This window comes from Streptomyces sp. E2N166, from assembly GCF_003671715.1.
Classification (GTDB): Bacteria; Actinomycetota; Actinomycetes; order Streptomycetales; family Streptomycetaceae; genus Streptomyces; species Streptomyces thinghirensis.
On sequence record NZ_RAIF01000006.1, the window covers coordinates 171,759 to 195,816 of the forward strand.

Genomic DNA, 24,058 nt, shown 5'->3' on the forward strand with positions numbered 1-24,058 from the left:
TCCGCCTGACAGACACCGGCCTGACCCCTGTACCTCACCAAACCACCACCGCGGAGAATCCCGTGACCGTGCCCCTGCGTCCCACGCCCATGGACCTGACCATGCACGACATGGCCCAGTCCTATCCCTCGATCTCCCAGACCATCGGAGTGATCCTCCATCTGGAAGGAACCTCGCCGACCCTCAGCGAACTCCGCGCCTATGTCGGCTCCCACCTGAAGTCCCAACCACGTCTGACCCACTACCTCAGCGGCCCCGGACTCAAAGCGCGCTGGCACTGCGACCCCGCGCCCGACCTGACCCACCGCGTCCGCGAACAGCGCCTCCCATCAGGCACCCAGCACCTCGATGCAGCCCTGACGGGCCTCGTCGCGCACTCATTGCCCGCTGAGGGCCCACTGTGGGACATCTGGCTGCTGGCCGGGTACGCCCCAGAGCGCTATTCCGTCTGTCTGCGAGCGCACCACAGCTCTCAGGACGGCTTGGGCTTGATCGGAACCCTGACCGCTCTGTTCGGAAGCGCACCCGCGCCCGCGAAGCGCCCAGCGCTCCGGGCAGGCGCCGGCACCTACCTGAGCACCGTGCGCGACATGCTCACAGCAAGCGCAACAAATAGCGCTTGGAACGACCCCGACCGCCCTCTGACCGGTCGCCGCGACATCACCTGGGCGGAAGTCCCCACTCAGCGGCTGCGGCATGCCGCCACCGCCCGCGGTGGCGACACGAACGACGGCTTCCTGGCCGCCCTCAGCGGAGCCTTGCGCACCTGGACAGCACAATCTTGGCCTCGCGGCACGGACAGGCCGCTCCCAGCGATCACGATGGTCAACCTGCGCCGTGCCGAAGAACACGACCGGCCGGGGAACTACTTCACCTTCGCCCCCGCGCCGCTGCCCTGCCACGAGCCGACAGCCGAAGGACGCCTTGACCGCGTCATCGCCGCCACCCGCACCACGAAAGACCCGGCCCATCACAAGGCCATGCGTTCGGTGATGAACCTCGTCCCCGCACGTGCCTTCCATGCTCTGGCGACCCGGCTGACCACCCCCGACCGGGCCTCCATCAGCACGTCCTACGTCGCCATCCACCGGCCGTTGCGCTACAAACAGGACCCCGTCACCCGTCTCCAGCCTTTCACCTGGCTCCCCCGGCACCAGCCGGCGTCAATCGTGGCCTGCAGCTACAACGGAACCACCAGCGTCTGCTTCGTCACCAATACCGCCCTCCCCGGCCTGGACCGACTGTCTGGCCTGTTCCACGACGCCGTGGGTGACCTCCCGCGCCCGAACGACGACCCGCAGGCAAGCAGCCGAGCGGAGCAACTTCCCCACGCCGGCCCGACACTCCCCGTACCTGCCACTGCCCGTGATACCGCAGCAGTCGTCGATTTCGACTTCATCAAAGGCATCCTGGTCCACCAAGGGAACCTGTCGGCTGAATCGATCACGCGTCAGGCGACGAAGGAGGAAGCCGGCATCGACTCCCTGGCGGTGACCGAGCTGTCCATGATTCTCGAAGAGCGCCTGGGCGTCGTGATCACCGAACACGAGCTCACAAAGCCAACGACCATGGAGGACCTGGTCAACCTCGTAGCTCAACGGGCAGCATCATCCCCACGCCGCGAGAACGCGCAAGAGCAGGGCCCCCACCCCCAGCAGACAGGTCGACCACACGCGGTGCCCGAGGCGTAGTCGCGCCCCGGCTCCTCGGTCAGCAGCACCGGCCATTACCGGCCTCAGCGGCAACAGGCTGGCGGCGCAGGGATCACAACGCGCAGCCGGTCAGTCCGCAATTCCGAAGGCGGACCCTCCGCTGACGGTGACGCCAACAAGCAAGTACAGAGAAGAAAACCGTTGATCTTCGCACGAAAAATCGCGTCTCCGTCGCCCGCGCCCGCCGCGCGGCTGATCGGTCTGGGGTCCTACCTGCCCTCACAGAAGGTAAGCAACGCCGACCTCGCCTCACGCCTGGACACGACAGACGATTGGATCCGCACCCGCATCGGCATTGCCGAGCGACACGTCGCCGATCCGGATACGGCCACCAGTGACCTGGCAACAGAGGCGGGCCTCCGGGCAATGAAATCAGCGCAAGTCGAACACGTCGACGCCGTCATCCTGGCCACCGCCACTCCGGACCATCACGTGCCCGGCACCGCACCCGTGGTGGCCCACCGGCTCGGCCTGCCTCAAGTACCCGCCTTCGACCTCGGCGCCGGCTGCTCCGGCTTCGTCTACGCAACGACTGTCGCCGCGGGACTCATCCACGCGAAAACCGCCGGCACCGTACTGGTCATCGGAGCGGAGAAGATGTCGGCCGTCATCGACCCCGCCGACCGATCCACCGCGCCGATCTTCGGCGACGGAGCGGGAGCGGTCGTACTCACAGCCGGACACGCCGGCGAACCCGGAGCTCTCGGCCCAGCCGCATGGGGCAGCGACGGCGAGCACGCAGACGCCATCATCATCCCAGGCGGCGGTTCCCGCAGCCCCTCACGTACCACTGCCGACCTGGATGATCTCTACGTACACATGAAAGGAAACGAGGTATTCCGTCACGCCGTACGTCGCATCACTCACGTGACCCGTCAGGCGGCCACCGCGGCAGGGTGGGCCGTCCAGGACATTGACAGGCTGATCGTCCACCAAGCCAACGCACGCATCAGCGCAGCAGTAGCCAACGGCCTGGGAATTCCGAACGAGCGCGTACCGGCCAACATCGCCCGAGTCGGCAATACTTCCGCAGCTTCCATCCCCCTGCTGCTCAGTCACTCCGCGATCGACGGACAGCTGAAAGCCGGACAGCGAGTCGTCGTAACCTCCTTCGGCGCAGGCTTCACCTGGGCGGCCACCACCCTGCTATGGCCCGTCAGCCTCCAGGCTCTCGCCTGAGCGCACCAGTTCCGCGAGTCGCGATCGTCGCGGGTCTCGAGTGCGGGAATGTGAATCGTTCGGCTCTGTTCCGTAATCCGTGGAACGACTCCATACCCGCGTTGAGCACGTTTGACTGGTGAAGAGGCGGTGTTCCGACCCTGCGCTACTCCAGTTCCGGGGGCGTCGGCGCAGCCGCAGACGCTGATGGCGATCATCTCGGAGAACGCACCGGTTGAGGCTCCGACCGGGTCGACCAAGCGAGGGGGCGGCACCGTGCCGGAGTCCGCCGCCTACCGCTGACCTGCGCGGACGCTGCGGCCGGAGGCCGAGAGCAGGAGGGGGATCGTCCGGACGTACACGACCATGCCGATCACCTCGACGAGAGTCTGGGTGACCACGACGACGGCGGCGACGGCCAGGGCGTCGGGAAGGGCCAGGGCCAGGGGCAGGACGACGAGGGAGTTGCGGGTCGCGCCGGTGAACACGATGGCCCGCCCGTCGGGGGCGGTCAGGCGGCAGACGCGGGCGACGGCGAGTCCGGCGAAGGCCATCACGAGCAGGAACAGGACGTAGAAGGGCACCACACGGGCCACGTCCGCCAGGCTGTCGCCGAGCTTGGGAATCTGGGAGGCCACCACGGTCAGCAGGGTCGCGGCCATCAGCGGGACCATGGTGGTCCCCATCGCGTCGGCGGCCTTCTGCCCTGCGGCCCGGCGGGCGGCCCAGCCTTGGGTGAGCCAGGCCAGGGCGAGCGGGATGACGATCAGGATCAGGAACGCTTCGAGGAACGGTCCGGCTTCTACGACGTCGGCCAGGCCCGAGCCCAGGAACAGGAACAGGAAGAGGGGCAGCAGGATCATCTGGGCCAGCAGGAGCAAGGGGGTCGCGGCCAGGAGGCGCTGGCTGCTGCCGCCGGCGAGGCCGGAGAAGACGATGACGTAGTCGACGCACGGCGCCAGCAGGACCAGCAGCACCCCCAGGCGGACGGCTTGGCCGGCGGGCAGGAACGGGAACATGGCCGCCACGACAAGCGGCACGACCACGAAGTTGACCACCAGGGCCGCAGTCAGGAACCGCCCCGCGCGCAGCGAGCGGAGCAGGTCGGCCGCGGGGACCTGCAAAAACGTGACGTAGAGCAGCGCGGCGAGCACCGGGTTGATGGCGTGCTCCAGGCTCGGCCCGGCCGCGGGGGCCGCCCAGCCGACCAGGCCGCCGACCGCCAGGGCGCCGATGTAGACGGCGACCTGACGGCGCTCCATGGCTTCGACCAGGCCGGATGACTGCGGCAACGTACGTGCTCCTTGCTTGCGGACAGGGACGAGAGAGAAGACGCCGGGCGGCGGGGGCCGGCCCCGGGAGGGTTGGGGCGAGCGACGGTCAGGCCGTCGGCACGCGCGCCGGACGGCTCCGGCCCCGTCCGGGTGTGCGGACGGCGCCGGGAGCCCCGCGGGGAGCCGGCCGAGGAAGGCGCACTGCGGGTCGCAGCGGTCCTCGCGGTCGGGCAGTTCGTCCAGGTGCTCCACCGCGAGGTGCAGCGAGGTGGTGACGCGGCCAGCTCCACCGCCCGCCGCTCGGCCTCCTGGATCCGGGCCACGACCCGCTCGCGCAGATCGGCCTTCACCTCCTGGCAGGCCCGCGCCTGCCACACCCCGAGCAGTTCGGCGATCTCCTCCTGCGGCAGGCCCAGGTGCTTGGCCGCCCCGATGAACGCCAGCCGGTCGACCGCGTCCTCGCCATACAGGCGGTTGCCGGCCGGGGTCCGCTCGGCGGGCAGCAGCCCCGCACTTTCGTATAACCGCAGGGCGGTCGCCGGGACGCCGCTGCGTGTCGCGAGCTGGGGGATTCGCATCGTGCTCATCCTCCGACCGTAAACCTTCGCCCCGACTCGAAGGTCAAGCCCGGCTCCCCCTGCCCGTGATCTTCAACGTCTCCCCCGACGCCTCGCAGCCGCACCCGTCAGGGTCCGGCATGACGGTTCTCCTCGGCGAGGCCGGTGAATGCGCTCGTGTTCGGGCCAACCGTTAACGGCGTGAACGGTTCCGAAGACTCTGGTTCTGATCCTGCGGGACCGGGGCGGACCGTTGACGCCGTTGATATCCCGGCAGCGGCGGCTGCCGCTCCCCCGGCTTCCGTGGTCGTATCCGAGGTTCCCCCGAGAGCGTCGGGGCAGCGTGGACGGAGCAGTCGTCTCCGCAGGACTTGGTACGGTCCCGGAGCTTCTCGTGGAGAGTCTCACCGAGTCAGCAACAGCAACAGGCTGAAGCCGCCGCGCGCTACTCACAGACGTGCCCGATTGGGCAAGACCGATCTTGCCAGAACGCCCGCCGACCGGCGTCAGTTCTCTGAGGGGATGCGGACAGCTATCGCTTTCGCCAGGCGGTCCGCCTCCCGCGACATGGGCCCGTTCTCCTGCGAGAGGGTCACCAGACCGAGCACGTCGTTGGCCTCCTCCCACGCCAGCAACGCCAGGAGGTCCGTGGTCACCACCGGCGTGGAGAGTATTTCGTGCAGGTCGCTCTCGTCGAGGTCGGTGCGCTCGTAGTCGTCCATGACCGGGCACCGTACCCAGCACCGCCGCGGCCACTCCGCCCCAGACGCAGATCAGCCCTGACTGGCATATGCCAGTCAGGGCTGATCTGAAGGTATGCGTGATGTGAGGGCGATCGCCTACGCGGCGAAAGACACTGGGGCTTCAGCCGAACGATCTTCCCTGGAGGCCTTTAGGTGCGGGACGCCGAGGCAGCCGTGCGTCTCGCCGCCGATGCCCCCACCGCTTCCCGCTGCCCGTCCCGTGCGCGCCTCCCGAGTCCCTCTCTGGAGGACCTGCCTGGACGGGGGCATCGGCACCTACGCCTGTACGGGCAGCCCGATCGCACGGGCCTGGCGGATCTGCCCCAGCGGCTCGCGCTCCGCCGGACGCTACTCGGTGCGCAGCGCCGTGGCCGGTACGTGCCCTGGCCGCCCAACCGACCGGGACCAGCGCGCCCAGCACCGCGATCACGACCCCGCCCAGTCCCAGCAGGAGCAGCTGAGCAGGCTCGTACACATCGAGGACCGGCGACGGCAGCCTGGTGCCTACGGCACGTCCCATCAGCGGCATGACAAGGCTGCGCAGCGCGTATCCCGCGGGCACGCCGATCAGCCCGCCGATCACGCCGATCGCGGCCACCGAGGAGAGCACGAGGCTCATGGTCTGCCGTGGCGCCATGCCGATCGCCTTGCAGACGCCCAGGTCGTGGATGTGCTCCCGGGTGTCCATGACCACGGAGCTGAGTACGCCGAGGCCGGCCACGGAGACCAGCATCAGGGTGAGCAGCGCCGCCATCGCGGACATGATGAGGATGACGCCCTCCTGTCCCGAGGGAGCGTTGGTCGTGGCGTCTCCGCCCAGCGGTTGTACGACCGCGGCGACCTTCTGGGCGTACTCGTTGGCGGAGAAGCCGGACTTCACCTCGCCAAGGAAGGAACTGGGCTCGGCCGACGCGAAGTTGGCCATGTCCCCGTGGATCTCCAGCTCGCTGCTTGAGGCTGGAGCGTCGCCAATGGAGGGCTCTGTCGGCTATTGCTTTCCGGCGAGGTTGCCGGTGTCGGCTTCGACGAGAATCCCGAGCTTGACCAGGCGTTCAGCTGCACCGTTATGCTGCCTCGTCCTACAGGTCAGGGAGGTTCCGCATCATGAGCAGCAGCACGTTGCCGTTTCCCGATCGGATCGAGCTCAAAGGGGAGGGGCTCGTCCTGCGTGACTGGACGGAAGCAGATCTGGCCGTGATGCCGGATCTGTTCGACCATCCCGACATCGCCTACTGGACGCCGATCGTCTCGCCCTTCGACGAAGGGGCCGCTCGCGCACGGCTGGGCCGGGAGCGGAAGATGCGGGCGGAGGGCACGACCGTCTTGCTCGCCATCACCGTCGACGGCTGTGCGCCGCTTGGTGAGGTGATGCTGCGACGCGCTCCCGAGGGCACGGAGATCGGCTACGCGGTCGGCCCGGCGCACCGCGGCCAGGGGCTGGCCGCGCGGGCGGTACGAGTGATGGCCGCATATGCCTTCGAACAACTGGGGGTGGAAGAAGTGATCCTGGAGTTGGAGGCCGAGAACACCGCCAGCGTCGCCGTGGCCACCAAGGCGGGCTTCAGCCTGCTCGACGTGCCACTGATCGAGGGGGACGAGAAGGGACGCCCCTATGTCCTGCAGACCTGGGGCCTGCGGGCACCGGCGTCAGGCACGGAGCCGGCCAACGTCGACTCTCCGCCCTCGAGGCTGGAGCCACGCCGCTGAAGCTGACGCCACGCTAGTGATAGCCCGGTTTGGCGTCGTCGGCCCGCTGAGCGTACTGATTCAGGAGCTCGGCCAGGTGGGGCAGACCGAACTTGCCGGCCGTGGTGCGGATGCGGGCAACGGCGAGGAGCCGCGGACGTCACGGCACGGAGCTCTCCTGCGCCTGGCGGTTCAGTTACGGCGATGTCCGGGCGGGCTCAGGGTTCGGTGCTGCTCTATCGGCGTTCCGAGGAAGGTGTCCGGGGCGAGCCTTTCTGGGCGGTGACGACGACTGCGGGGAGGAGAGCGAGGGCGAAGGCGGCTCCGGTCAGGGCGAGGAGGGGGTAGCCGGCTGCTGTGACGACGATCCCGGAGGCCATGCCGCCAGTGGCACCGGCGATGGCGATGGCGACATCGACCGTGCCTTGGGTCTTGGCGCGCGTGGCCAGGGGGACGGCGTTGGTGATGATGGTGGTACCGCTGACAAGGCCGAAGTTCCAGCCGATGCCGAGCAGGACGAGAGCGAGGGTGAGGAGGAGGGCGGAGTCGGCGGGCGCGGCGGCGGCGAGGACGCCGGCAGCCAGCAGGGTCAGGCCGGAGGCGGCGGCCGTCGTGGTGGGTCCGTAGCGGCCGGTGAGTGCTCCGGTCAGAGGTGAGGGCAGGTACATCGCGCCTATGTGCAGGGCTATGACGAGGCCGGATGCGGCGGTGCTGTGGCCGTGGTCGTGCATGTGCACGGGGGTCATCGAGGGGCGGTCCGCGCGAACTGCCCCGGGGGGCGCGGCGGGCCCGTGTCAGCGCGCGGACACGGGGACCGGTGAGGTCGGCAAGGTGTAGGCGTCGGCGATGAGTTCGGTCGAGTGCAGGAGTGCCTGATGGTTGTGGCCCACGCTGGCGATCATGATTTCGTCAGGGCGGGCTGCCTCGTGCAGGCGGTTGAGGTGAGCGGTGACCTGGTCGGGCGTGCCGTGCAGGACGCTGTTGGTCCAGCGGTCGAGGACCTGCTGCTCGGAGGCGGTGCAGGGGTAGGAGGCGGCCTCGTCGGGCGCGGGCACGAGGTAGGACTTGCCGTGGAGCATGCGCATCATGCTGTGGGCGTAGCTGTGTGTCTGGCGCAGGGCCTCGTGCTCGTCGTCGGCGGCCATGACGGCGAAGCTGGCCAGTGCGTACGGCTCGGCCAGGACGGCTGAGGGGGTGAACCGGTCCCGGTAGAGCTGGAGCGCGGCGGCGACGTGATCGGGAGAGAAGTGCGCGGCGAAGGCGAAGGGCCGGCCCAAGTCGGCGGCGAGCTGTGCGGAGTACCCGGAGGATCCCAGCAGCCAGACCGAGGGACGGTCGGCCGTCCGCGCAATGCCGTTCTCCTTGTCCTGTCCCGGGCCGGGCACGGCGTAGACGCGCCCGCGGTAGGGGTGTTCTTCGGGGAAGTCGTCGTCGAGGAAGCGCAGTAGCTCGTTGACCTGCTGGGGGAAGTCGTCGTTGTCCGAACGTCCGCGGCGCAAGGCGGCCGCGGTGGCCTGGTCGGTGCCCGGGGCGCGGCCCAGACCGAGATCGATCCGGTCCGGGGCGAGGGCCTGCAGCAGGCCGTACTGTTCGGCGACGATCAGCGGGGGGTGGTTGGGCAGCATCACTCCGCCCGCCCCGAGCCGCAGCCGCGTGGTGTGGGCGGTCAGCCGGGCCAGTAGGACGGCGGGGCTGGAGGAGGCGACGCCAGGCATGGAGTGGTGTTCGGTCACCCAGTAGCGGGTGAAGCCGCGCCTCTCGGCGAGTTCAGCCAGGGCGATGCTGCCGGACAGGGCGCCGGCGGCGCTGATGCCGCGGCCGGCCAGGGCGGTGTCGAGGACGGACAGCGGCGCGGGAGCGGATCCGCGGGCCGTGCCCTTGATCGGGTCGTTCACGGGGGATTCCTTCTGCGGTGCGCCGGCCCGGCGCGAGTGGCCGGACCGGGGAAGGGCCGCTGCGGTGAGCTTGTGACACACCGCAGCGGCCATGGCGTTCGAGGTCAGGCCAGTTCCACGCGGTCGATCAATCCGGCAGTGGTGAAGGCGTCCACGAGCTGCTCGCGGCCCTCGGTGAAGTGGGCCCAGCTGTCGAAGTGGACCAGCACAATCCGGCGGGCGCCCAGGATGCGGGCGGCCTCGGCGGCCTGAGCGCTGTCGAGCGTGAGCAGCGCGCGGTCCAGGACATCGGTGCGGACCGCGCCGGCGAACAGCACAGCGGTGTCCACCGGGCCGAAACGGTCGGCGATCTCCCGGACCAGGGAGAGCTGGGCGTTGTCGCCGCTGACGTAGATGGTGGGCAGGCCCTCACCGCTCAGGACGAATCCGACGACCTCGCCGACGACGGGTTCGAGGTCCTCGCGTGCCCCGGGGCCGTGCAGGGCCGGGACGCCGGTGACGGTGATCGTGCCGCCCCCGGGGCGGTCGAGCTCGATGGACTCCCAATCCTTCAGGGGGCGTCCGGTACCGCCCAGCCTCCCCGCACCACTGGGCGTGGTCAGGGTCAGCGGGACATCGACGAGCAGGGCCCGGCCCGAGGCGTCGAGGTTGTCGTCATGCTCGTCGTGCGACAGCAGCACCACGTCGATACGGCCCAGATCGGCGGGCGTAGCGGAGGCGGGAGCGGTCTTGGCCAGTCCCGACGGGTAGGTGCCGGGGGCGTCGAAGGTCGGGTCGGTCAGGAAGCGCAGCCCGCCGTACTCGATGAGGGCGGTCGGACCGCCGAAGACACGGATGGGGACCTGCTCGTTGGACGTGCCGGGTGCTGCCATAATGAGGACCACCTCACGGATAGATTGGCTTGCATCCGTGACCATAGGCGTTTGTCACGGATGGAAGCAAGCTGTAGCGTGAGGTCTGTGAGTGAGACCGATGCCGCCACCACCGCCGAAAATGCCGCCCCCGGGCTGCCGCAGGCACCGGGCGCTGAGCAATACCCCGCGCTCGACCTCGCCAACAGCGCCATCGCTCTGCCGGGCGGCCAATTCCTCGATGCTCTGGGCACCCCGTCTGGCGCCAACCAGTGGCTGGTCGACCACGACCTGGCCCCCGCGGACGCCGGTATGCAGGAGATCTGCGCGGCACGCCTGCGTTCCCTGCGCGAACAGGTACGAGCCCTGCTTGCCGCCCAGGTCGGCGGCCACCCTGCCCCAGTCACCGCGATGGCTGCCGTCAACGACGCCCTCACACGGGTCCCCACTGCCTCCCCGCTCGGCTGGGACGCGGTCCGCGGCATGCACCGCACCGCCCCGCACCCCATCGACCAGATCGTTGACCAGGCCCTCGGCATCCTCGCCGCCGACGCCGCCGACCTCCTCACCGGACCCGACGCCGAACGGCTGACGGCCTGCCCCTCCACCCCCTGCAACCGCTACCTGCTCCGCGCCGGACGCCGCCACTGGTGCTCGATCCGCTGCGGCGACCGCGCCCGCGCCGCCCGCGCCTACGCCCGCCGCACGCAGACCGCCGCCGACTGAGTCCGGCCGCCCCGCCGCCGGTTCACCGGACCCGCGCCGGGGCGCGGCTTCGCACACCCTCAAGCCCCGGCACGGACGGCACACCTCGCCCTCCCTGCCGGCCATTCCTCATGATCGGCAAAGGACCATCACCTCTCATGACAGCCACATTCACCCTGCTGACCACCGGTTACGGCAGGCTCGACGCACCCAATGACGGCCGCGACGGCCGCGAGAAGCCGTGGTACGTCGCCTCGACCGTGGGCCTCCTGCGCGACGGCGACACGATCGTCGTCGTCGACCCCGGCATGGTCGAGGACCGCACACTCATCCTCGACCCGCTCGCCGCCGCCGGCATCGACCCCGAGCAGGTGACCGACGTGGTCTTCAGCCACCACCACCCCGACCACACCCTCAACGCCGCCCTCTTCCCCAACGCGCGGGCCCACGACGTCTGGGCCGCCTACCACAACAACCTCTGGTACGACCGCCCCGCCGACGGCTACCAGCTCTCCCCCTCGATCCGCCTGATCGAAACGCCCGGGCACACCCCCCAGGACATCTCCACCGTCGCGGAAACCGCCGAAGGCACCGTCGTCCTCACCCACGCCTGGTGGAGCGTCCACGGCCCCGCCGAAGACCCCACCTCCGACGACCCCGACGGCCTGAGCGCCTCCCGCCGCAAGATCCTCGCCCTCAAGCCCGCCCTGATCGTCCCCGGCCACGGAGACCCCTTCGTCCCCGACGAGAACACGCCCATCTGAACCAGGAGCCGACCGGAGACGGAACGGCGATTTCCCCAACCCGCCTCCGATGGCACGACAGGGGCGCGGCCAAGTATCAGTTCGGCGCCACATCAGCCCCGCGTCTGCGGCGCTGCCGAGAACGCGCGTCATGCACCGACGCCAGGAATCACGAGGGGCGACTGGGCTGCATGTCGGATGACTTGAGGACCATCAGCCGACACTGCGCGGCACCTCGGGCATACAGCACGCCCAGCGCCACAGCACCGTGAGAAACCTGTGAGGGACGACGCAGATCCTGCCCGAACCGACAGACGTCGAGACGGTGCTGGAGCCGCAGTGTGATCTACGGTGGAAGAGACCCTGCGGGTTCACATGGACCAACTACTCTTGTTTTCCATGGGGTTTGGGAGACACGAGGGAAACAGAGACGGAGCCGCTGAGCCGGTGGACGCCCCCCGGTCCAGCGAACGCCTGTTGATCCTGACCCTCGAGCGGTACGGGGTGTGGCTCCGGTCCGGCGTGGTCTTCCCGTGCAGTGCGCTGGGCATCGTCCTGGCGGATGTGGCGGACACTCCCCTGGCGATGTCCCTGCTGCTGCCCGCTGTCCTGGCCTGCGGTGTGCGCCTTTACGCGCTGCGCCGCCCGCTCCGGCCGGCCCTGCTGTGGACGCTGGACGCGGCCGTGTTGGTGTTGACGGGACTGTCTCAGCCGGTGCTCGGTGGCGACGGCGCGAACGTGATGGTGGAGGCGGTTGTCGGCATCTGCGTCGTCGCCTTCCAATACGAGTGGGCGTCGCGCCCCGTGGCCGGGGTCGGCCTGGCCATGGTGGGGGTGGTCGTCTGCGTAATGGGCGACGTCCTTTCCTCGCCGGGGCAAAGTCCCGACGCGGTATCCCTGGTGCGCATGTTTGTCCAGGTGAGCCTGTCGAGGGCTGCCTACCTCATGGTTCGGGCGCGGGCCAGGGCGGCCGACCGGTCGGCCGCGGCCAGAGCGGCGTCGCGCCGGGAGGCCGCTGTCGCCGCCGCGCGGAGGGCGACCGAGCGCGAGTACCTGGCGACCCTGCACGATACGGCGAGCGCGACGCTGCTGATGGTCTCTCAGGGCGATGGCCGCGACTGGTCGTGGCTGTCGCCACGTGCAAGACAGGATCTGGAGGCGTTGTCCGCCATGCCCGGGTTCGAGACGGGAAGCGTCGACCTCGCGGCGCTTCTCGGCTGCGTGCCCGAGGGCGAGGGACCCGCCAGGGTGCAGCTCAACACGCGCATCGATGGCCCGCTCGTGATTCCGTCCGGCCCTGGGCTCGCGATATTCAACGGGGTCCGGGAGGCCGTCACCAATGTGGGCCGCCATGCCGGGGTGCGGCAGGCGCAGCTCAGGGCATGGGCGGAGGAGAACGGCGTCGTCGTCGAACTGTTCGACGCGGGACGGGGCTTCGACCCGCAGTCTGTCCCCGCACGACGCCGCGGCATCTCCGGTTCGATCATCGGCAGGATGCACACGGTCGGAGGCTCGGCTTCCGTCACCTCCCGTCCAGGCACCGGGACCCGCGTGCAGTGGCGATGGCACGGCCGGGCCCGGCCGTCACAGGCAGCGGACGGAGCACAGGTGACTGGCGGCGTACCGCGCCCGCACCGCGTCCAGGCTCAGCACACCGCTGCCGTCCGCCTCATCCGCGGCCAGTTCCTCTACGGGGCCCAACTGGCCGTGCTGCTGATCAGCGTGGTGTGGCAGTTCACCGTCTCGCTGCGGCGGCTCACGGTCCACCAGGACGTGTACCGCCCTGCGTGGGCACAGACAGCCGCCTTCGTCTGCCTCGCCGCCGTCGCGGTGATCGGGGGCGCCTATCTGCTGCGTGGCAGGCAGATCCCGCCGAGGACGCGCGGGTGGAGCCTGGGCTCGGTGCTGGCCGTTTCGGCGGTGTGCGCGTTCACACTCCCGCCGGAGCAGGCGACAGGTCCGGCGGACTGGGCATTCGGAGTGGTCGGCTGGCATGCGCTGTTCCTGCTGGCAGACCTGCGGGCCAGGGTGTACGCGGCGTTCCTCGGGGCGCATATGGGGCTCAACGCGACCGCCGTGGTCCTGTCGGGGGCGCCCAGCACCGCCGAGTCGGCCGTCATGGGGATCTCCACGATATCCGCGTGCGGCTTCCAGTTCTCGGTCGGTGTCCTGGTGACGCGCCTGCTCCACGGTACGGCGCCGGCAGCGGGGACCGCAGCCGCACGGGAGGAAGAACTGCGCACCCGGGAACGCATCCACGAGCACATGCAGCGTGACCACAAGAAGCGCTACCGCGCCCTGACGGCGACGACGGTGCCGCTCCTCGTGGGCCTTGGCCATGGTGCGCTGAGCCCGCACGACGAGGAGGTCAGGCTGCGGTGCGGCGTGGAAGCCGCCCGTATGCGCCGCCTGTTCGCGGAAAACGATGCCGTCTCGGACCCGCTGCTGAACGAGTTGCGGGCTTGCGTCGAGGTGGCCGAGGACAAAGGGGTGACGGTGAGCCTGGCCGTACGAGGCCAGCATGGTGAGGTACCTGTGGAGGTACGCAGGGAGTTGATCGACCCGGTGACGGTGATTCTGGGCCGCACCCGCTCGACCGCGCGGCTGACCGTCGTATGGACCCCCGGCGCGGTACGCGTGAGCGTGATCAGCGAGGACTGCGCCGACGACTCCAGTACGAGACAGAACGCTCAAACGCACGGCCGTGCCACGGACTCGAAGGTGAACGTGGCCAGAACCACGCGTGGCAAAAGTGTGTGGGTGGAGGCCAGTTGGAGAAGACCGGTGGCCGGCGGAGTTGACCTGACATGAGTGACAACGCACCAGTCGGCGTGGTCGTCGTCGACGACCATCCCGCCATCCTCTCGGGTGTAGAGGCGTGGTACGCCGCATCGCGGCGGCCCATCACCGTCGTCGCGGCCGGTGCCTCCGTACAGGAAGCCTGGACGGCGCCGGGCGACACAGCCGATGTCGTCCTCCTGGATCTGCAACTGGGCGAGGGCGGACCCGCCTTCGGCAGCCTCCGAAGACTCGTCGACGCCGGACGGCAGGTGGTCGTCTATTCGATGCGGGACGACGAGAGGACAGCGCTCAACTGCCTCGACCTGGGAGCCGCGACCTTCCTGACCAAGAGCGAGGGCCGACAGCACCTGGTCGAGGCGACGCTGGCAGCAGCCGATGCGCGTCCCTACATGCCGCCCGCCCTGGCCGGCGCGCTGGGAACGAACACCCGGCCCGGCCGCCCCCACCTCTCCGCGCGCGAGGAGAACGTGCTCATCGAATGGTTCCAGTCGGAGTCGAAGGAGCTGGTCGCGCAGCGGCTTGGCATCTCCGTACGGACGGTCAACTCGTATCTGGACCGGGTGCGCATCAAGTACGCGAACGTCGGCCGCCCCGCACGTACCAAAGCAAGCCTGGTGGCCCGCGCTATTCAGGACGGGCTGGTGGACGTGGACGACCTCTGAGCGAGGGCGAGGGGACGGACAGCAAGCTGAGGTGGTCACCCACAACCGCATGGGAGCAGAGGCCGTACGCCGGCACCGGGACCCCACCCGCCACCACCGCTCGCGACCGTCGGCACCCTGGCCGCTCGGCCGCGTCACGAAGCCGCGCCCAACCGTGACAGATCGGTCACGCCTTCACAGTTGCGCGGCGACAGTCGTCATCCGGCGCCGGCGGCGCTCTGGCCCACCACGACGCACGAGATCGTGAAGCCACCTTCCCGCGCGCGTTCCTCGGTGCTGCCGGTCAAGGGATAGGTGTGGGTGCTCAACGGGGTGATGCCGTTCTCCGTCACAAAGGCGAAGAACTCCTCCGGGCTGTGCCACAGGTAGATGTGATCAGGCGCGGGGCTGTTGACCGGGACGTTGAGGAAGATCCGCCCGTCTTCGCTCAGCAGGCCGCGCAGGGAGCGCAGCACCGCACCCGGGTCCTCCACGTGTTCGAGTAGTTCGCTGGCGACGACCAGGTCGAAGGTGCCGTCCAGAGGCCCCTCCCGGATGTCGTGCCGGGCCAGCTTCGTGTCCCGGACACCGAGTGCGGCGAGGTTCTGCCTGGTGTACCGGAGCATCGCGTCGCTGATGTCCCACCCCGCCACCTCACCACTCAGCCGGGACCCGGCCATGGCGAGGAACAGCCCATGGCCGGGGCCGACTTCCAGCAGCCGCTCTCGGGCGCCGCGCTGTTCCAGGAACTCGCGCACGTACGCCTCCGCGACCCTGGTGTGGTTCTGCCACAGCACCTGGGTGAGCAGCAGCCCTCGCTGGTAGTGGGTGACGCGGGGCTCCTGGAAGACTCCGGAGTCCTGCACCTCGCGCACCGTGGCGTACCGGTAGCGGCCATGGCGGCGGAAATGATGTTCCTCGCGCAGCAGTTCGTAGCACAGCCGGCGGTAGCTGACGGCGGCTTGCTCCGCCTCGTGCTCGATGAGCCGCCACACCTTGCCGGCGGTCTCCTCGGCGAAGCGCAACTGCCCGGCGCTCTCCCCCTCGAAACGCAGAGCGAGAAAATCCGCGTGCTGAGGCCAGACACCGGTCACATGGTCGACGATCCGCGCGAGGTGCTCATGGCCGTCACCCCTGAGCTTGCCGGCGACGCTCATATCAGCCGTCCTGGGCATCGGTCTTGTCATGCCGCCGGGCTTCACCCATCAGATAGCCGGTGAGCGCATCGATGGTCGGGTAGTCCCAGGGCACGTTCGGGTCGAGGGGGAAACCCAGTTCGTCCTCGATCTCCACCAGCATGGTCACCGTGGTCACGGAGTCCAGACCGTAGGAGGCCATGGGGACGTCCGGCTGGATGTCCTCCGGGTTCGTCCGGGCATGGACCGCCAGCCGCTCAGTCAGCCATGCCGTGAGAGTTTCCGAGGTGGGTGTGGTGCTGGAGGAGGGCAAAACAGCTCCGTAGATTAGGAGGGGCCTTGGATGTCGTCGAACAGTACGGTCAGGCGGTCGGGGCCGCGCAGGGTCAGGTTCGGCTTGTACGTCAGCCCGTCCTGGGCCAGGGACGGCGCGGTCACCCGGGTCACGAACAGCTCGAACGCGATACGCGCCTCCAGCCGGGCCAGTCCTGCGCCGAGGCAGAAGTGCGGCCCGGCTGAGAAGGAGAGATGCTGGGCTCCTTGCGGGCGCGTCACGTCGAACGTATCGGGCGCGTCGAAGACATCGGGGTCGCGGTTGCCCGCGCCCAGCATCAGCACCACGGTGTCGCCGTCCCGGACCGGAAGGGACCCGATGTGCCCGTCTCCACGGGCCACTCGTGACGTCATCTGGACCGGCGCGTCGTAGCGCAGCACCTCCTCGACCGCGGCGGCGGCCAGTGCGGGGCTCTTGCGCAGCAGTTCGAGCTGATCGGGGTGGTTCAACAGCGCGAGAATCCCGTTGCTGATGAGGTTGACGGTGGTCTCGTGGCCAGCGTTTATGAGGAGAACGCAGGTGGCGAGGGCTTCGCTCTCGCTGAGCCGGTCCCCGCTCTCCTCGGCCTGGACCAGATGGGAGACGAGATCGTCTCGCGGCGAGCGACGACGCTCGGCAATCAGCTCACGGAAGTAGGTGATGGCCTCCGCCCGGGCCCGGGCGGCGTCGGTGCGCGCACGGGGTGCGACCAGCCCGGGGAACGGCGGTTCCAGGGCCTCCGAAAGCTTTTCCGCCCAGCCTTCGAGCAGGTCACGATCCTCGAACGGTACGCCAAGCAGCTCGCAGATCACCCGCAACGGCAGCGGGTAGGCGAGCTCGGAGACGATCTCGAAGCGGTCCCGCCGCGCCGCTTCCTGGAAGAGACCTTCGGCCAGTTCCCGGATCCGCGGTTCGAGCTTCGCGACGACCTTCGGGGTGAACGCCTTGACGACCAGGCGGCGCAGCCTCGTGTGGTCCGGCGGGTCCAAGTGCAGGAAGTTGCGGGTACGCGGCCCCTTCGCCCCGGGGGACAGCCGGGAGCGGTCCCGCTCACTGCTCATTCGCGGATCACGCAGCACCGCGGAGCAGTCGGCGTGCCGGCCGGCCATCAGCAGCCCGTCGGAGACCACGTACGGGGAAGCCGCCCTGAACTGGGCGAGCAGCGGATAGGGGTCGAAGCGGCTCGCCGGGTCGACGAGCCGGGTGATGTCCGGGTTATCGGCTGCCATCTCGTCACCCCCCGCGAAACTCTGCGGTGCCGTGCTATGCATGCGTTATCCCTTCGCTATCCGGTTCACGTGCCGCTCGGCAGCCGGTTCCGCCCCTTGATCCCCAACTCCAGCAGCCGGGCCAGCGCCTCGCCTGACCGCTCCCCGGCCGCTTCGCCATCCTCCGAAGGCCCCGAAGCGTGGACAGCCCGGCCGCGCAGAACCGCGGCTGCCGAGGAGATGTCGGCGGCCAGGGCGTCGAGTACCTCTGCCACTGGATGCGCGTTGGCCGTCAGGATGTCCGTCCACAGCGCGGGGCTGCCCCCGGCCGCACGGGTCATGTCCCGTACACCCTGCCCGGCGAGCCGCAGGGTGGCATTGTCGGCGTCCCGCAGCCGGGAGGCCAGGAGCGTCGCGATCAGCCGAGGCGTGTGCGAGACCAGCGCCATCGCGCGGTCGTGTGCAGCGTGGTCCGCCAGGACCGGCACCCCGCCGCACAGCGAGACCAGTTCCAGACTCGCGTTGAGTGCCGAACTGCTGGTGCGGCCCGTCGGCGTGAGCACCCACGGGCAGCCTTCGAAGAGCTCGGCACGGGCGGCCGGCGGCCCGTCGTGGTCGTCGGTGACCAGCGGATGGCCACCGACCAGGCTGGTGAGGTCGCAGCCACTGGCCTCGATCTGCCGTTGCGGACGTACCTTGACACCCGCCGTGTCGGTGTAGCAGCGGGCCAGTCCCTGCTTCTGCTGTACGGCGAGTACAGGGGCGACCTGCTCCGGCGGCACCGCGAGCACCGCTATGTCCACCGGTCGCGGGGGCGGCTGGGCGGTCCCGGCGCCCAGTTCCTGGGCGACGCGTACCGCGTCTGCGTCGGTGTCCAGCAGATAGGTGGCCACCCCCCGCGCCCGCAGCGCGGTACCGATGGAGCGGCCGATTCGGCCGGTTCCGACGATGGCCGCTGTGCGCATGCGTCACACTCCTGACGTGGCTGGGTCGCTTCGGTCGGTCAGTCGGACATCGCGACCAGCACCCGGCGGCTGCCGGTGAAGGGCCGTCGGCCGTGGGCCACGAGCATGTTGTCGATGAGCAGCAGGTCACCGCGGAGCCAGTCGACGTCCACGGCGCCGGCAAGGCCCACCTCCTGGATGTGCTGCACGTACTCCGCGCGAATGGGGCTGCCGTCGGGGAAGGTCACGTTCTGCGGGATCTCGTCCTCGGGCAGGAGCGTGGCGCGTTCGGCCGCGGTCTCGTCGTCCAGGCCGGCGGGGTGCCACTGGCCGGCCTGGTTGAACCACACCTCGGTACCGGTCACCGGGTGCTGGGCTACGGCCGGGCGGAGTGATGTGACCCGGATGCCGCCGTCCGCCTTCCAGGTCCACTCGGCTCCGCTGCCGTCCAGGAACTCCTCGACCGCCGCCCGGTTGTCCGTCTCGAAGGTGTCCTGCCAGCTCTTGCCGAACCCCACACCGTCGTGCAGGTTCTGTACATAGCACACGCCGTCGGCGAAAGCTTCGCGGATCTCGGAGTCCAGGTTCCGCAGCCACAGGGCGCCGTCCAGGACCAGTGTCGCTCCGCCGCCACCCGGCTGAACCTCGCAGAAGAACGCCAGCCGGGACGGCCAGGTGTGGGCGCAACTCAGCACGTTGTGCATGGAGATGGTGTATTCCGGGGGGTACTCGGTGCAGGTGTACACGTTGTCCGCGACACCGCTCCCCTTGGTCCGGGGCGAGTTGCCGTGGACGTACCCCAGACGGTTGGGAAGCAGACGGTCGAGCGCTGGGTCCAGCCGGTCGGCGGTGACCTGGAAGTTCCGGAAGACGATCGCCTTCGCGCGGCAGAGCAGTGGCCCCAATCCGTCGCCGAGTTCTTCCAACGTGGCCAGCAGCGCTGCCGTGCCGCCGCCGTTCTCCGCGGTGATCTCCAAGGGGGCCCAAGGCGCGCCGCCGTCGCCGTGCGTAGCCATGTTGCCGTGCCTCTCTGTGGTGTGGGCGTCTCGTGCTCTCGGGCGCGTCAGCTCTGTGGCCAGGCGTCGGGAAACAGCCGTCGCTCCGTCACCCGCCACAGATGGCGAGCCCCCGCGGACCCCGCCGTTCCGGGTCTGCCGCCGAGGAACCGCTCGGCCAGCACGGCGTGCCGCGCACGCCAGATGACGACGGCTTCGTCGAGAGCGAGCAGGGCGCGTCGGATCCGCTCGACCACCGCCGGTGACCGCCGCGGCGTGGCGGGCTCCTCGGCACCGCCCCGCGCGAACTCGGCGAAGGCGTCGGCCACTGAGGGCTCTTCGAGCCGTCGGCGCAGCCGCCCGCGGTCCTCCTCGGTGAAACCCTTGGTGGCGAGCAGCCTGGTGTCCTTCTGTCCGCACAGAAACTCCAGCTCGCGGTATTGCACGGACTGGAAACCGCTGGCGTCTCCCACCTCCACGCGGATCGCCTCGAACGCCTGGGGCTCCAGGGTGGCCAGTACGTCGAACTGGTCGATCAGAACCCTGATCACCGGCGGCAGCTGCTCCAACCGCCGTGCCGCCACCTCCCCGTCTCCGGAACCCAGCGCGGCTCGCGCCGCGTCCAGGTGTCGCAGCAGCACGGCGAACCACAGCTCACATACCTGATGTGTGGTCAGGAACAGCACCTGATCCACGTTCTCGTCGTGGACGCAGGCCGCGTCCAGCAGCTCACGCAGCCGTAGAAGGTCTCCGTATGCGGGCTGGCCATCGCCCGAGGGCTCCATGTCTTCCATGTCTCTCGCTTTCCGCGTCATCCTGATTCGGCAGACCGATCCGGCCAGCACTCGGTGTACGGCGGTGACCGCCTCAGCCCGCATCAGCTCGTGGCGGAGCCGGCTCCGGTCGGAAGTGCTCGCAGAGCACACGGCCGATCTCGGCGAGCATGTCGGGACGTGTCAGGTCCTGGTGGGCGCACGGCAGGACGTGGGTGTCGATGCGGCCCGTCACATATGGCTGCCACAGCGCGCTCCTGGCACCCGGGGCCTCCTGCGGCGACGGTGGGGTGGAGGCGAAGAAGACCATGTCCCCGTCAAAACGTCCGGAGACGGAGGAGCGGGTGAGCCGCACGTTGTTGACGAAGACGTCCTTGACCGCGAGCAGCGACTGGGGGTCGAGGTTGGCGGTCGGAGCCCCCCGCTCCCGCAGCAGTTCCCGCAGCCGGTCCAGCCAGGGGCCCTCGGTGAGCGGTCCCGTGGGGGCTTCCAGGTCGATGCCCTTCAGCTGGTGGGCGATCACCGACTGTTCGTCCACCTCCTCGCCCTGGTCCGCACCCGTGCTCGGGGAGGCGTCGAGCAGCGCGAGGAGTTCGACGTCCTCGCCCTCCTCGCGGAGCCGCACCGCCATGGCCTGCGCCGCGCGTCCTCCGAACGACCAGCCCAGCAGCCGGTACGGGCCGTGCGGCTGGACCTTGCGCAGCTCGGCGAGGTAGTCCTCGACCATCTCGGCCATGCTGCCGGGCAGCGGGACCCGCTCAGCGATCCCGCGCGCCTGGATCCCGTAGACCGGGATCTGCGTGTCGACGTGCTTCATCAGGCCTGCGTACGCCCAGCTGAGCCCACCACCGGCGTGCACGCAGAACAGTGGCGTCCCGTCGCCGTGCGGCCGCAACGGCAGGAGCACGTCATACGGGCCGCCATCGCCACCTCCGGCGTCCAGCCGCCGGGCCAGCGCGGCCGGTGAGGGTGCCTCGAAGAGATCGCGGATGGACACCTCCGCGCCCAGCACGGCACGAATCCGTGTGATCAGCCGACTCGCGAGCAACGAGTACCCGCCGAGGTCGAAGAAGCCGTCGTCGACCGGCACTTCGTCCAGTCCGAGCACCTCGGCGAAGAGCTCGCACAGCATCCGTTCCCGGGGCGTACGCGGCGGACGGCCACCGGTTCGCGACTGCCGCACGGGCGCGGGCAACGCCTTGTGGTCGACCTTCCCGTTGGCACTGACCGGCAGGCTGTCCAGTACGGTGAACGAGGCCGGCAGCATGTAGTGCGGCAGTCGGTCGGCGACATGCTCACGCAATGAGGCGGCATCCAGCGTGGCGCCGACCACCGCGGTGGCATAGGCCGCGAGGAACTTGCCGCCCGCCTCCTCTTCCCGAACGGCCACCACTGCCTGGGCCACCGCCGGATGAGTGCAGAGCACCGCCTCGACCTCGCCCGGCTCGATGCGGAAGCCACGGATCTTCACCTGGTCGTCCGTACGGCCGACGAACTGCAGCTGCCCGTCGGCCCGCCAGCGGGCCAGGTCTCCCGTGCGGTACATGCGGTCGCCGGCTCCGCCGAAGGGTTCGGCGACGAAACGTCCGGCCGTGATGTCCGGACGGTCCAGATAGCCACGCGCCACGCCGGCACCGGCCACATAGACCTCCCCGGTGACGCCCTGCGGCACCGGCCGCAGCCGGCCGTCCAGCACGCGGATGCGCTTCCCCGGCATGGGCCTGCCGATCGGCACCGGCCCCGGGCCGCTGTCCTGGCGGCACAGCGCGAGCGTGGCGCCCACTGTCGCCTCGGTCGGACCGTAGCCGTTGAACATCCGCCGCCCGCCAGGGAGCCAGCGGGCCAACAGATCCGGCGGGCACGCCTCACCGGTGACCGTCAGAGTCACGTGAGCCGGGATGGCCCCCTCCGGGATGGTGGCCAGCGCCGCGGGCGGCATGGTCACATGCGTGATCCCGCACTCCGTCACCAGCTCCGCCAACTCCTCGCCCAGGATCCGCTCTTCGGGCGCGAAGACCAGCGCGGCTCCGGACAGCAGGGCGGTGGTCAGATCCCACACGGCGGCGTCGAAACTGGCGGACACGACCTGCAGCACCCGGTCACCGGGCCCCGCCCGCAGCTCGGACTGCTCACACGCCACCAGGCTCGCGATGCCCTGGTGCGGCACGACCACGCCCTTGGGACGGCCGGTGGAACCGGAGGTGTAGACGACGTACGCGGCGTGGCCGACCAGCAGTGGCGCGATCCGGTCCGTAGCCGTGCAGTCCGTGTCCGGCAGTCCCTTCAGAGCCGCCCGGGTGGCGTTGTCGTCGACGCACAGAAGTTCTGGGCCGTCCTCGCCGACCGCCAGCCGCGCACCGGTTGCCAGAGTCGTCAGGATCAGCCGCGGCGCGGCGTCCCGCAGCATGAACGAGATGCGGTCCGAGGGATACTCCGGATCGATCGGAACATATGCCGCACCGGCCTTGAGGACGGCGAGCCAGGCCACGACCGAGTCTTCTGAGTTGGGAATCGCCAGCGCCACCCGCTGTTCAGGGCCCATACCGCGACGTATGAGTAGCCGCGCGAGCCGATTGGCCGCGGCATTGATCTCAGCATAGGTATGTGCCTTCCCTCGCCCACCGTCAGCGATGACCGCCGTTGCCTGCGGGGTACGAGCGGCCTGCCGCTCGAACATCTCCGGCAGCGGCAGTTCGGGCAGAAGGCAGGGTTCCCCGTCGGCCCGGGCGACAGCACCTCGGTACTGCTCCTCGCCAAGCAGTTCCAGGCGGCTCAGGTGCAGCTCCGGGGAAGCAACGGCAGAGCGCAGAAGCTGCTGGAGGCACTCTGCGAGGGTGCGCACCGTATCCCCGTCGAACAGGTCAGCGCAGTAGTGGAGGGACCCGCTCATCCCCGCCGCACGGCCCTCGTCGTCGTACCACTCGGAGAACAGGAACGCGAGATCGAACTTGGCGACCGATGTCGACACGTGTTCCCGGGCAACCCGCAGCCCGGGCAACGCACCGGTCAGCGCGGCATCTGCTCGGTCCTCGGCGTTCTGGAACGCCAGCAGAACCTGGAAGAGGGGATGCCGGGAGAGCGAACGGGGCGGATTGACGACCTCTACAAGGCGCTCGAACGGTATGTCCTGGTGCGCGTAGGCCGCGAGATCCGACTTTCGCACCCGCCGGACGAGTTCCCGGAACGACGGGTCAGCGTCGGTATCAGTGCGCAGCACGAGCGTGTTGACGAAGAAGCCGACCAGGTCCTCGGTGGCGACGTCCATGCGGCCCGCAACGGGCGCCCCGATGGGGATGTCCGTACCCGCCCCGATCCGCGTCAGCAACGTGGCAACCGCCGCCTGTACCACCATGAAGGACGTGGCTCCGGCCTCCCGAGCCAGCGCAGTCACCTGCTCGTGCAGCTCTGGCGGCACGTCGAACCGCACCTCGTCGCCCCGCCTGGCGTCTACCGCCGAACGGGGGCGATCGATCGGCAGTTCGAGCTCGTCGGGAAGACCCGCGAGAGTCGACTTCCAGTAGTCCAACTGCGCCGAGATCACACTGTCCGGGTCTCCTTCCGAGCCCATGATCTCCCGCTGCCAGAGGGTGTAGTCGGCGTACTGCACGTCAGGCGCCGGGAGTCCGGTGTCCACGCCCTCGACCCGCCGGCGGTACGCGGTGGACAGATCTCGGCTGAGCGGAATCGTCGACCAGCCGTCGGTGGCGATGTGGTGGATGACGGTAAGGAGTACGTGTTCGTCCGGCGCGGTCTGGAAAAGCCAAGCGCGGATGGGGATTTCGGCGGTCAGGTCGAACGCGTACCGGGCCGCCTGCGCGAGGCGGTCCGGGAGCTCTTCGACCGTGCACGGAACAGTGGCCAACTCCGGAACCGCGTCCTGCGGGCTGAGCACCAACTGGTGGGGTCCGTTTTCGTCCTCGGT

The 24,058-nt window shown here is 69.5% G+C and carries 19 protein-coding genes and 3 pseudogenes; 7 read left to right on the top strand and 15 right to left on the bottom strand.

Annotation, left to right across the window (positions count from 1 at the left end; all coding sequences use genetic code 11):
- Positions 1-62: 62 nt before the first annotated feature.
- Positions 63-1,691 carry a wax ester/triacylglycerol synthase domain-containing protein gene (locus EBH09_RS01070; RefSeq protein WP_193776052.1) on the top strand — a complete coding sequence of 543 codons (1,629 nt, stop codon included), beginning with the start codon at positions 63-65 and terminating at the stop codon, positions 1,689-1,691.
- A gap of 162 nt (positions 1,692-1,853) precedes the next feature.
- Positions 1,854-2,891, top strand: a complete 1,038-nt coding sequence (locus EBH09_RS01075; protein ID WP_345940918.1) for a beta-ketoacyl-ACP synthase III — start codon at positions 1,854-1,856, stop codon at positions 2,889-2,891.
- A gap of 272 nt (positions 2,892-3,163) precedes the next feature.
- Here EBH09_RS01075 and EBH09_RS01080 read toward each other — a convergent pair whose 3' ends face one another.
- The 4 genes and pseudogenes from EBH09_RS01080 to EBH09_RS01095 all read right to left on the bottom strand — a co-directional run bounded on the left by EBH09_RS01080 (position 3,164) and on the right by EBH09_RS01095 (position 6,369).
- Positions 3,164-4,132, bottom strand: a complete 969-nt coding sequence (locus EBH09_RS01080) for a bile acid:sodium symporter (protein ID WP_121746165.1) — start codon at positions 4,130-4,132, stop codon at positions 3,164-3,166.
- Positions 4,133-4,479: 347 nt separating this feature from the next.
- A pseudogene (locus EBH09_RS38395) lies at positions 4,480-4,731 on the bottom strand (MerR family transcriptional regulator); the annotation flags it as partial.
- Positions 4,732-5,207: 476 nt separating this feature from the next.
- Positions 5,208-5,423: a DUF6417 family protein gene (locus EBH09_RS01090; protein ID WP_121745183.1), complete on the bottom strand. Its 216-nt coding sequence runs from the start codon at positions 5,421-5,423 to the stop codon at positions 5,208-5,210.
- A 142-nt stretch (positions 5,424-5,565) separates the two neighbouring features.
- Positions 5,566-6,369, bottom strand: coding sequence for an ABC transporter permease (locus EBH09_RS01095; protein ID WP_274595121.1), 804 nt, complete (start codon positions 6,367-6,369; stop codon positions 5,566-5,568).
- Positions 6,370-6,548: 179 nt separating this feature from the next.
- Here EBH09_RS01095 and EBH09_RS01100 point away from each other — a divergent pair, with 179 nt between their 5' ends.
- Positions 6,549-7,151 carry a GNAT family N-acetyltransferase gene (locus EBH09_RS01100; RefSeq protein WP_193776053.1) on the top strand — a complete coding sequence of 201 codons (603 nt, stop codon included), beginning with the start codon at positions 6,549-6,551 and terminating at the stop codon, positions 7,149-7,151.
- A gap of 19 nt (positions 7,152-7,170) precedes the next feature.
- On the opposite strand, the pseudogene EBH09_RS39920 reads toward EBH09_RS01100, so the two are convergent.
- The 4 genes and pseudogenes from EBH09_RS39920 to EBH09_RS01120 all read right to left on the bottom strand — a co-directional run.
- Positions 7,171-7,263: pseudogene (locus tag EBH09_RS39920) on the bottom strand (AAA family ATPase); the annotation flags it as partial.
- Positions 7,264-7,366: 103 nt separating this feature from the next.
- Positions 7,367-7,879 (bottom strand): annotated as a pseudogene (locus EBH09_RS01110) (MFS transporter); the annotation flags it as partial.
- 45 nt (positions 7,880-7,924) lie between these two features.
- Positions 7,925-9,025: an LLM class flavin-dependent oxidoreductase gene (locus tag EBH09_RS01115; protein ID WP_238697123.1), complete on the bottom strand. Its 1,101-nt coding sequence runs from the start codon at positions 9,023-9,025 to the stop codon at positions 7,925-7,927.
- Between the two features lie 104 nt (positions 9,026-9,129).
- Complete coding sequence (locus tag EBH09_RS01120; RefSeq protein ID WP_121745187.1) at positions 9,130-9,897, bottom strand: MBL fold metallo-hydrolase; 768 nt, start codon at positions 9,895-9,897, stop codon at positions 9,130-9,132.
- Positions 9,898-9,975: 78 nt separating this feature from the next.
- On the opposite strand from EBH09_RS01120, the gene EBH09_RS01125 reads away from it, so the two are divergent.
- The 4 genes from EBH09_RS01125 (at position 9,976) to EBH09_RS01140 (ending at position 14,788) form a co-directional block, all read left to right on the top strand.
- On the top strand, positions 9,976-10,602 hold the full coding sequence (locus tag EBH09_RS01125) for an ABATE domain-containing protein (protein WP_238697124.1): 627 nt from the start codon (positions 9,976-9,978) through the stop codon (positions 10,600-10,602).
- A 137-nt stretch (positions 10,603-10,739) separates the two neighbouring features.
- Positions 10,740-11,345 carry an MBL fold metallo-hydrolase gene (locus EBH09_RS01130; protein WP_121745189.1) on the top strand — a complete coding sequence of 202 codons (606 nt, stop codon included), beginning with the start codon at positions 10,740-10,742 and terminating at the stop codon, positions 11,343-11,345.
- A 426-nt stretch (positions 11,346-11,771) separates the two neighbouring features.
- On the top strand, positions 11,772-14,135 hold the full coding sequence (locus tag EBH09_RS01135; protein WP_238697125.1) for an ATP-binding protein: 2,364 nt from the start codon (positions 11,772-11,774) through the stop codon (positions 14,133-14,135).
- On the top strand, positions 14,132-14,788 hold the full coding sequence (locus tag EBH09_RS01140; protein ID WP_193776054.1) for a response regulator transcription factor: 657 nt from the start codon (positions 14,132-14,134) through the stop codon (positions 14,786-14,788). Before EBH09_RS01135 ends, EBH09_RS01140 begins: the two co-directional genes overlap by 4 nt.
- Positions 14,789-14,985: 197 nt before the next feature.
- Here the strand turns inward: EBH09_RS01140 and EBH09_RS01145 are convergent, their stop codons facing one another.
- The 7 genes from EBH09_RS01145 to EBH09_RS37655 all read right to left on the bottom strand — a co-directional run bounded on the left by EBH09_RS01145 (position 14,986) and on the right by EBH09_RS37655 (position 24,028).
- Entirely contained in the window at positions 14,986-15,924 is a 939-nt protein-coding gene (locus EBH09_RS01145; protein WP_193776055.1) for a class I SAM-dependent methyltransferase, read from the bottom strand.
- 1 nt (position 15,925) lies between these two features.
- Positions 15,926-16,216: an acyl carrier protein gene (locus EBH09_RS01150; protein ID WP_193776056.1), complete on the bottom strand. Its 291-nt coding sequence runs from the start codon at positions 16,214-16,216 to the stop codon at positions 15,926-15,928.
- A 14-nt stretch (positions 16,217-16,230) separates the two neighbouring features.
- A complete protein-coding gene (locus EBH09_RS01155; RefSeq protein ID WP_121745192.1) occupies positions 16,231-17,445 on the bottom strand; it encodes a cytochrome P450 in 1,215 nt (404 codons plus the stop codon).
- Between the two features lie 65 nt (positions 17,446-17,510).
- Entirely contained in the window at positions 17,511-18,389 is an 879-nt protein-coding gene (locus EBH09_RS01160; RefSeq protein ID WP_121745193.1) for a prephenate dehydrogenase, read from the bottom strand.
- Between the two features lie 38 nt (positions 18,390-18,427).
- The gene (locus tag EBH09_RS01165; RefSeq protein ID WP_121745194.1) at positions 18,428-19,384 is read right to left on the bottom strand and encodes a TauD/TfdA family dioxygenase; all 957 of its coding nucleotides are present in this window, start codon (positions 19,382-19,384) and stop codon (positions 18,428-18,430) included.
- 47 nt (positions 19,385-19,431) lie between these two features.
- Complete coding sequence (locus tag EBH09_RS01170) at positions 19,432-20,157, bottom strand: tryptophan 2,3-dioxygenase family protein (protein ID WP_193776057.1); 726 nt, start codon at positions 20,155-20,157, stop codon at positions 19,432-19,434.
- 73 nt (positions 20,158-20,230) lie between these two features.
- Positions 20,231-24,028 (bottom strand): amino acid adenylation domain-containing protein, encoded by a 3,798-nt coding sequence (locus EBH09_RS37655; RefSeq protein ID WP_238697126.1) that lies wholly within the window; start codon positions 24,026-24,028, stop codon positions 20,231-20,233.
- Between the last annotated feature and the right edge of the window lie 30 nt (positions 24,029-24,058).

Coding starts and splice junctions, on each gene's coding strand:
- EBH09_RS01080 (WP_121746165.1), bottom strand. CDS start 4,132: ATGGAGCGCCGTCAGGTCGCCGTCTACATCGGCGCCCTGGCGGTCGGC.
- EBH09_RS01090 (WP_121745183.1), bottom strand. CDS start 5,423: ATGGACGACTACGAGCGCACCGACCTCGACGAGAGCGACCTGCACGAA.
- EBH09_RS01095 (WP_274595121.1), bottom strand. CDS start 6,369: ATGGCCAACTTCGCGTCGGCCGAGCCCAGTTCCTTCCTTGGCGAGGTG.
- EBH09_RS01100 (WP_193776053.1), top strand. CDS start 6,549: ATGAGCAGCAGCACGTTGCCGTTTCCCGATCGGATCGAGCTCAAAGGG.
- EBH09_RS01120 (WP_121745187.1), bottom strand. CDS start 9,897: ATGGCAGCACCCGGCACGTCCAACGAGCAGGTCCCCATCCGTGTCTTC.
- EBH09_RS01130 (WP_121745189.1), top strand. CDS start 10,740: ATGACAGCCACATTCACCCTGCTGACCACCGGTTACGGCAGGCTCGAC.
- EBH09_RS01140 (WP_193776054.1), top strand. CDS start 14,132: ATGAGTGACAACGCACCAGTCGGCGTGGTCGTCGTCGACGACCATCCC.
- EBH09_RS01145 (WP_193776055.1), bottom strand. CDS start 15,924: ATGAGCGTCGCCGGCAAGCTCAGGGGTGACGGCCATGAGCACCTCGCG.
- EBH09_RS01155 (WP_121745192.1), bottom strand. CDS start 17,445: ATGGCAGCCGATAACCCGGACATCACCCGGCTCGTCGACCCGGCGAGC.
- EBH09_RS01160 (WP_121745193.1), bottom strand. CDS start 18,389: ATGCGCACAGCGGCCATCGTCGGAACCGGCCGAATCGGCCGCTCCATC.
- EBH09_RS01165 (WP_121745194.1), bottom strand. CDS start 19,384: ATGGCTACGCACGGCGACGGCGGCGCGCCTTGGGCCCCCTTGGAGATC.
- EBH09_RS01170 (WP_193776057.1), bottom strand. CDS start 20,157: ATGGAAGACATGGAGCCCTCGGGCGATGGCCAGCCCGCATACGGAGAC.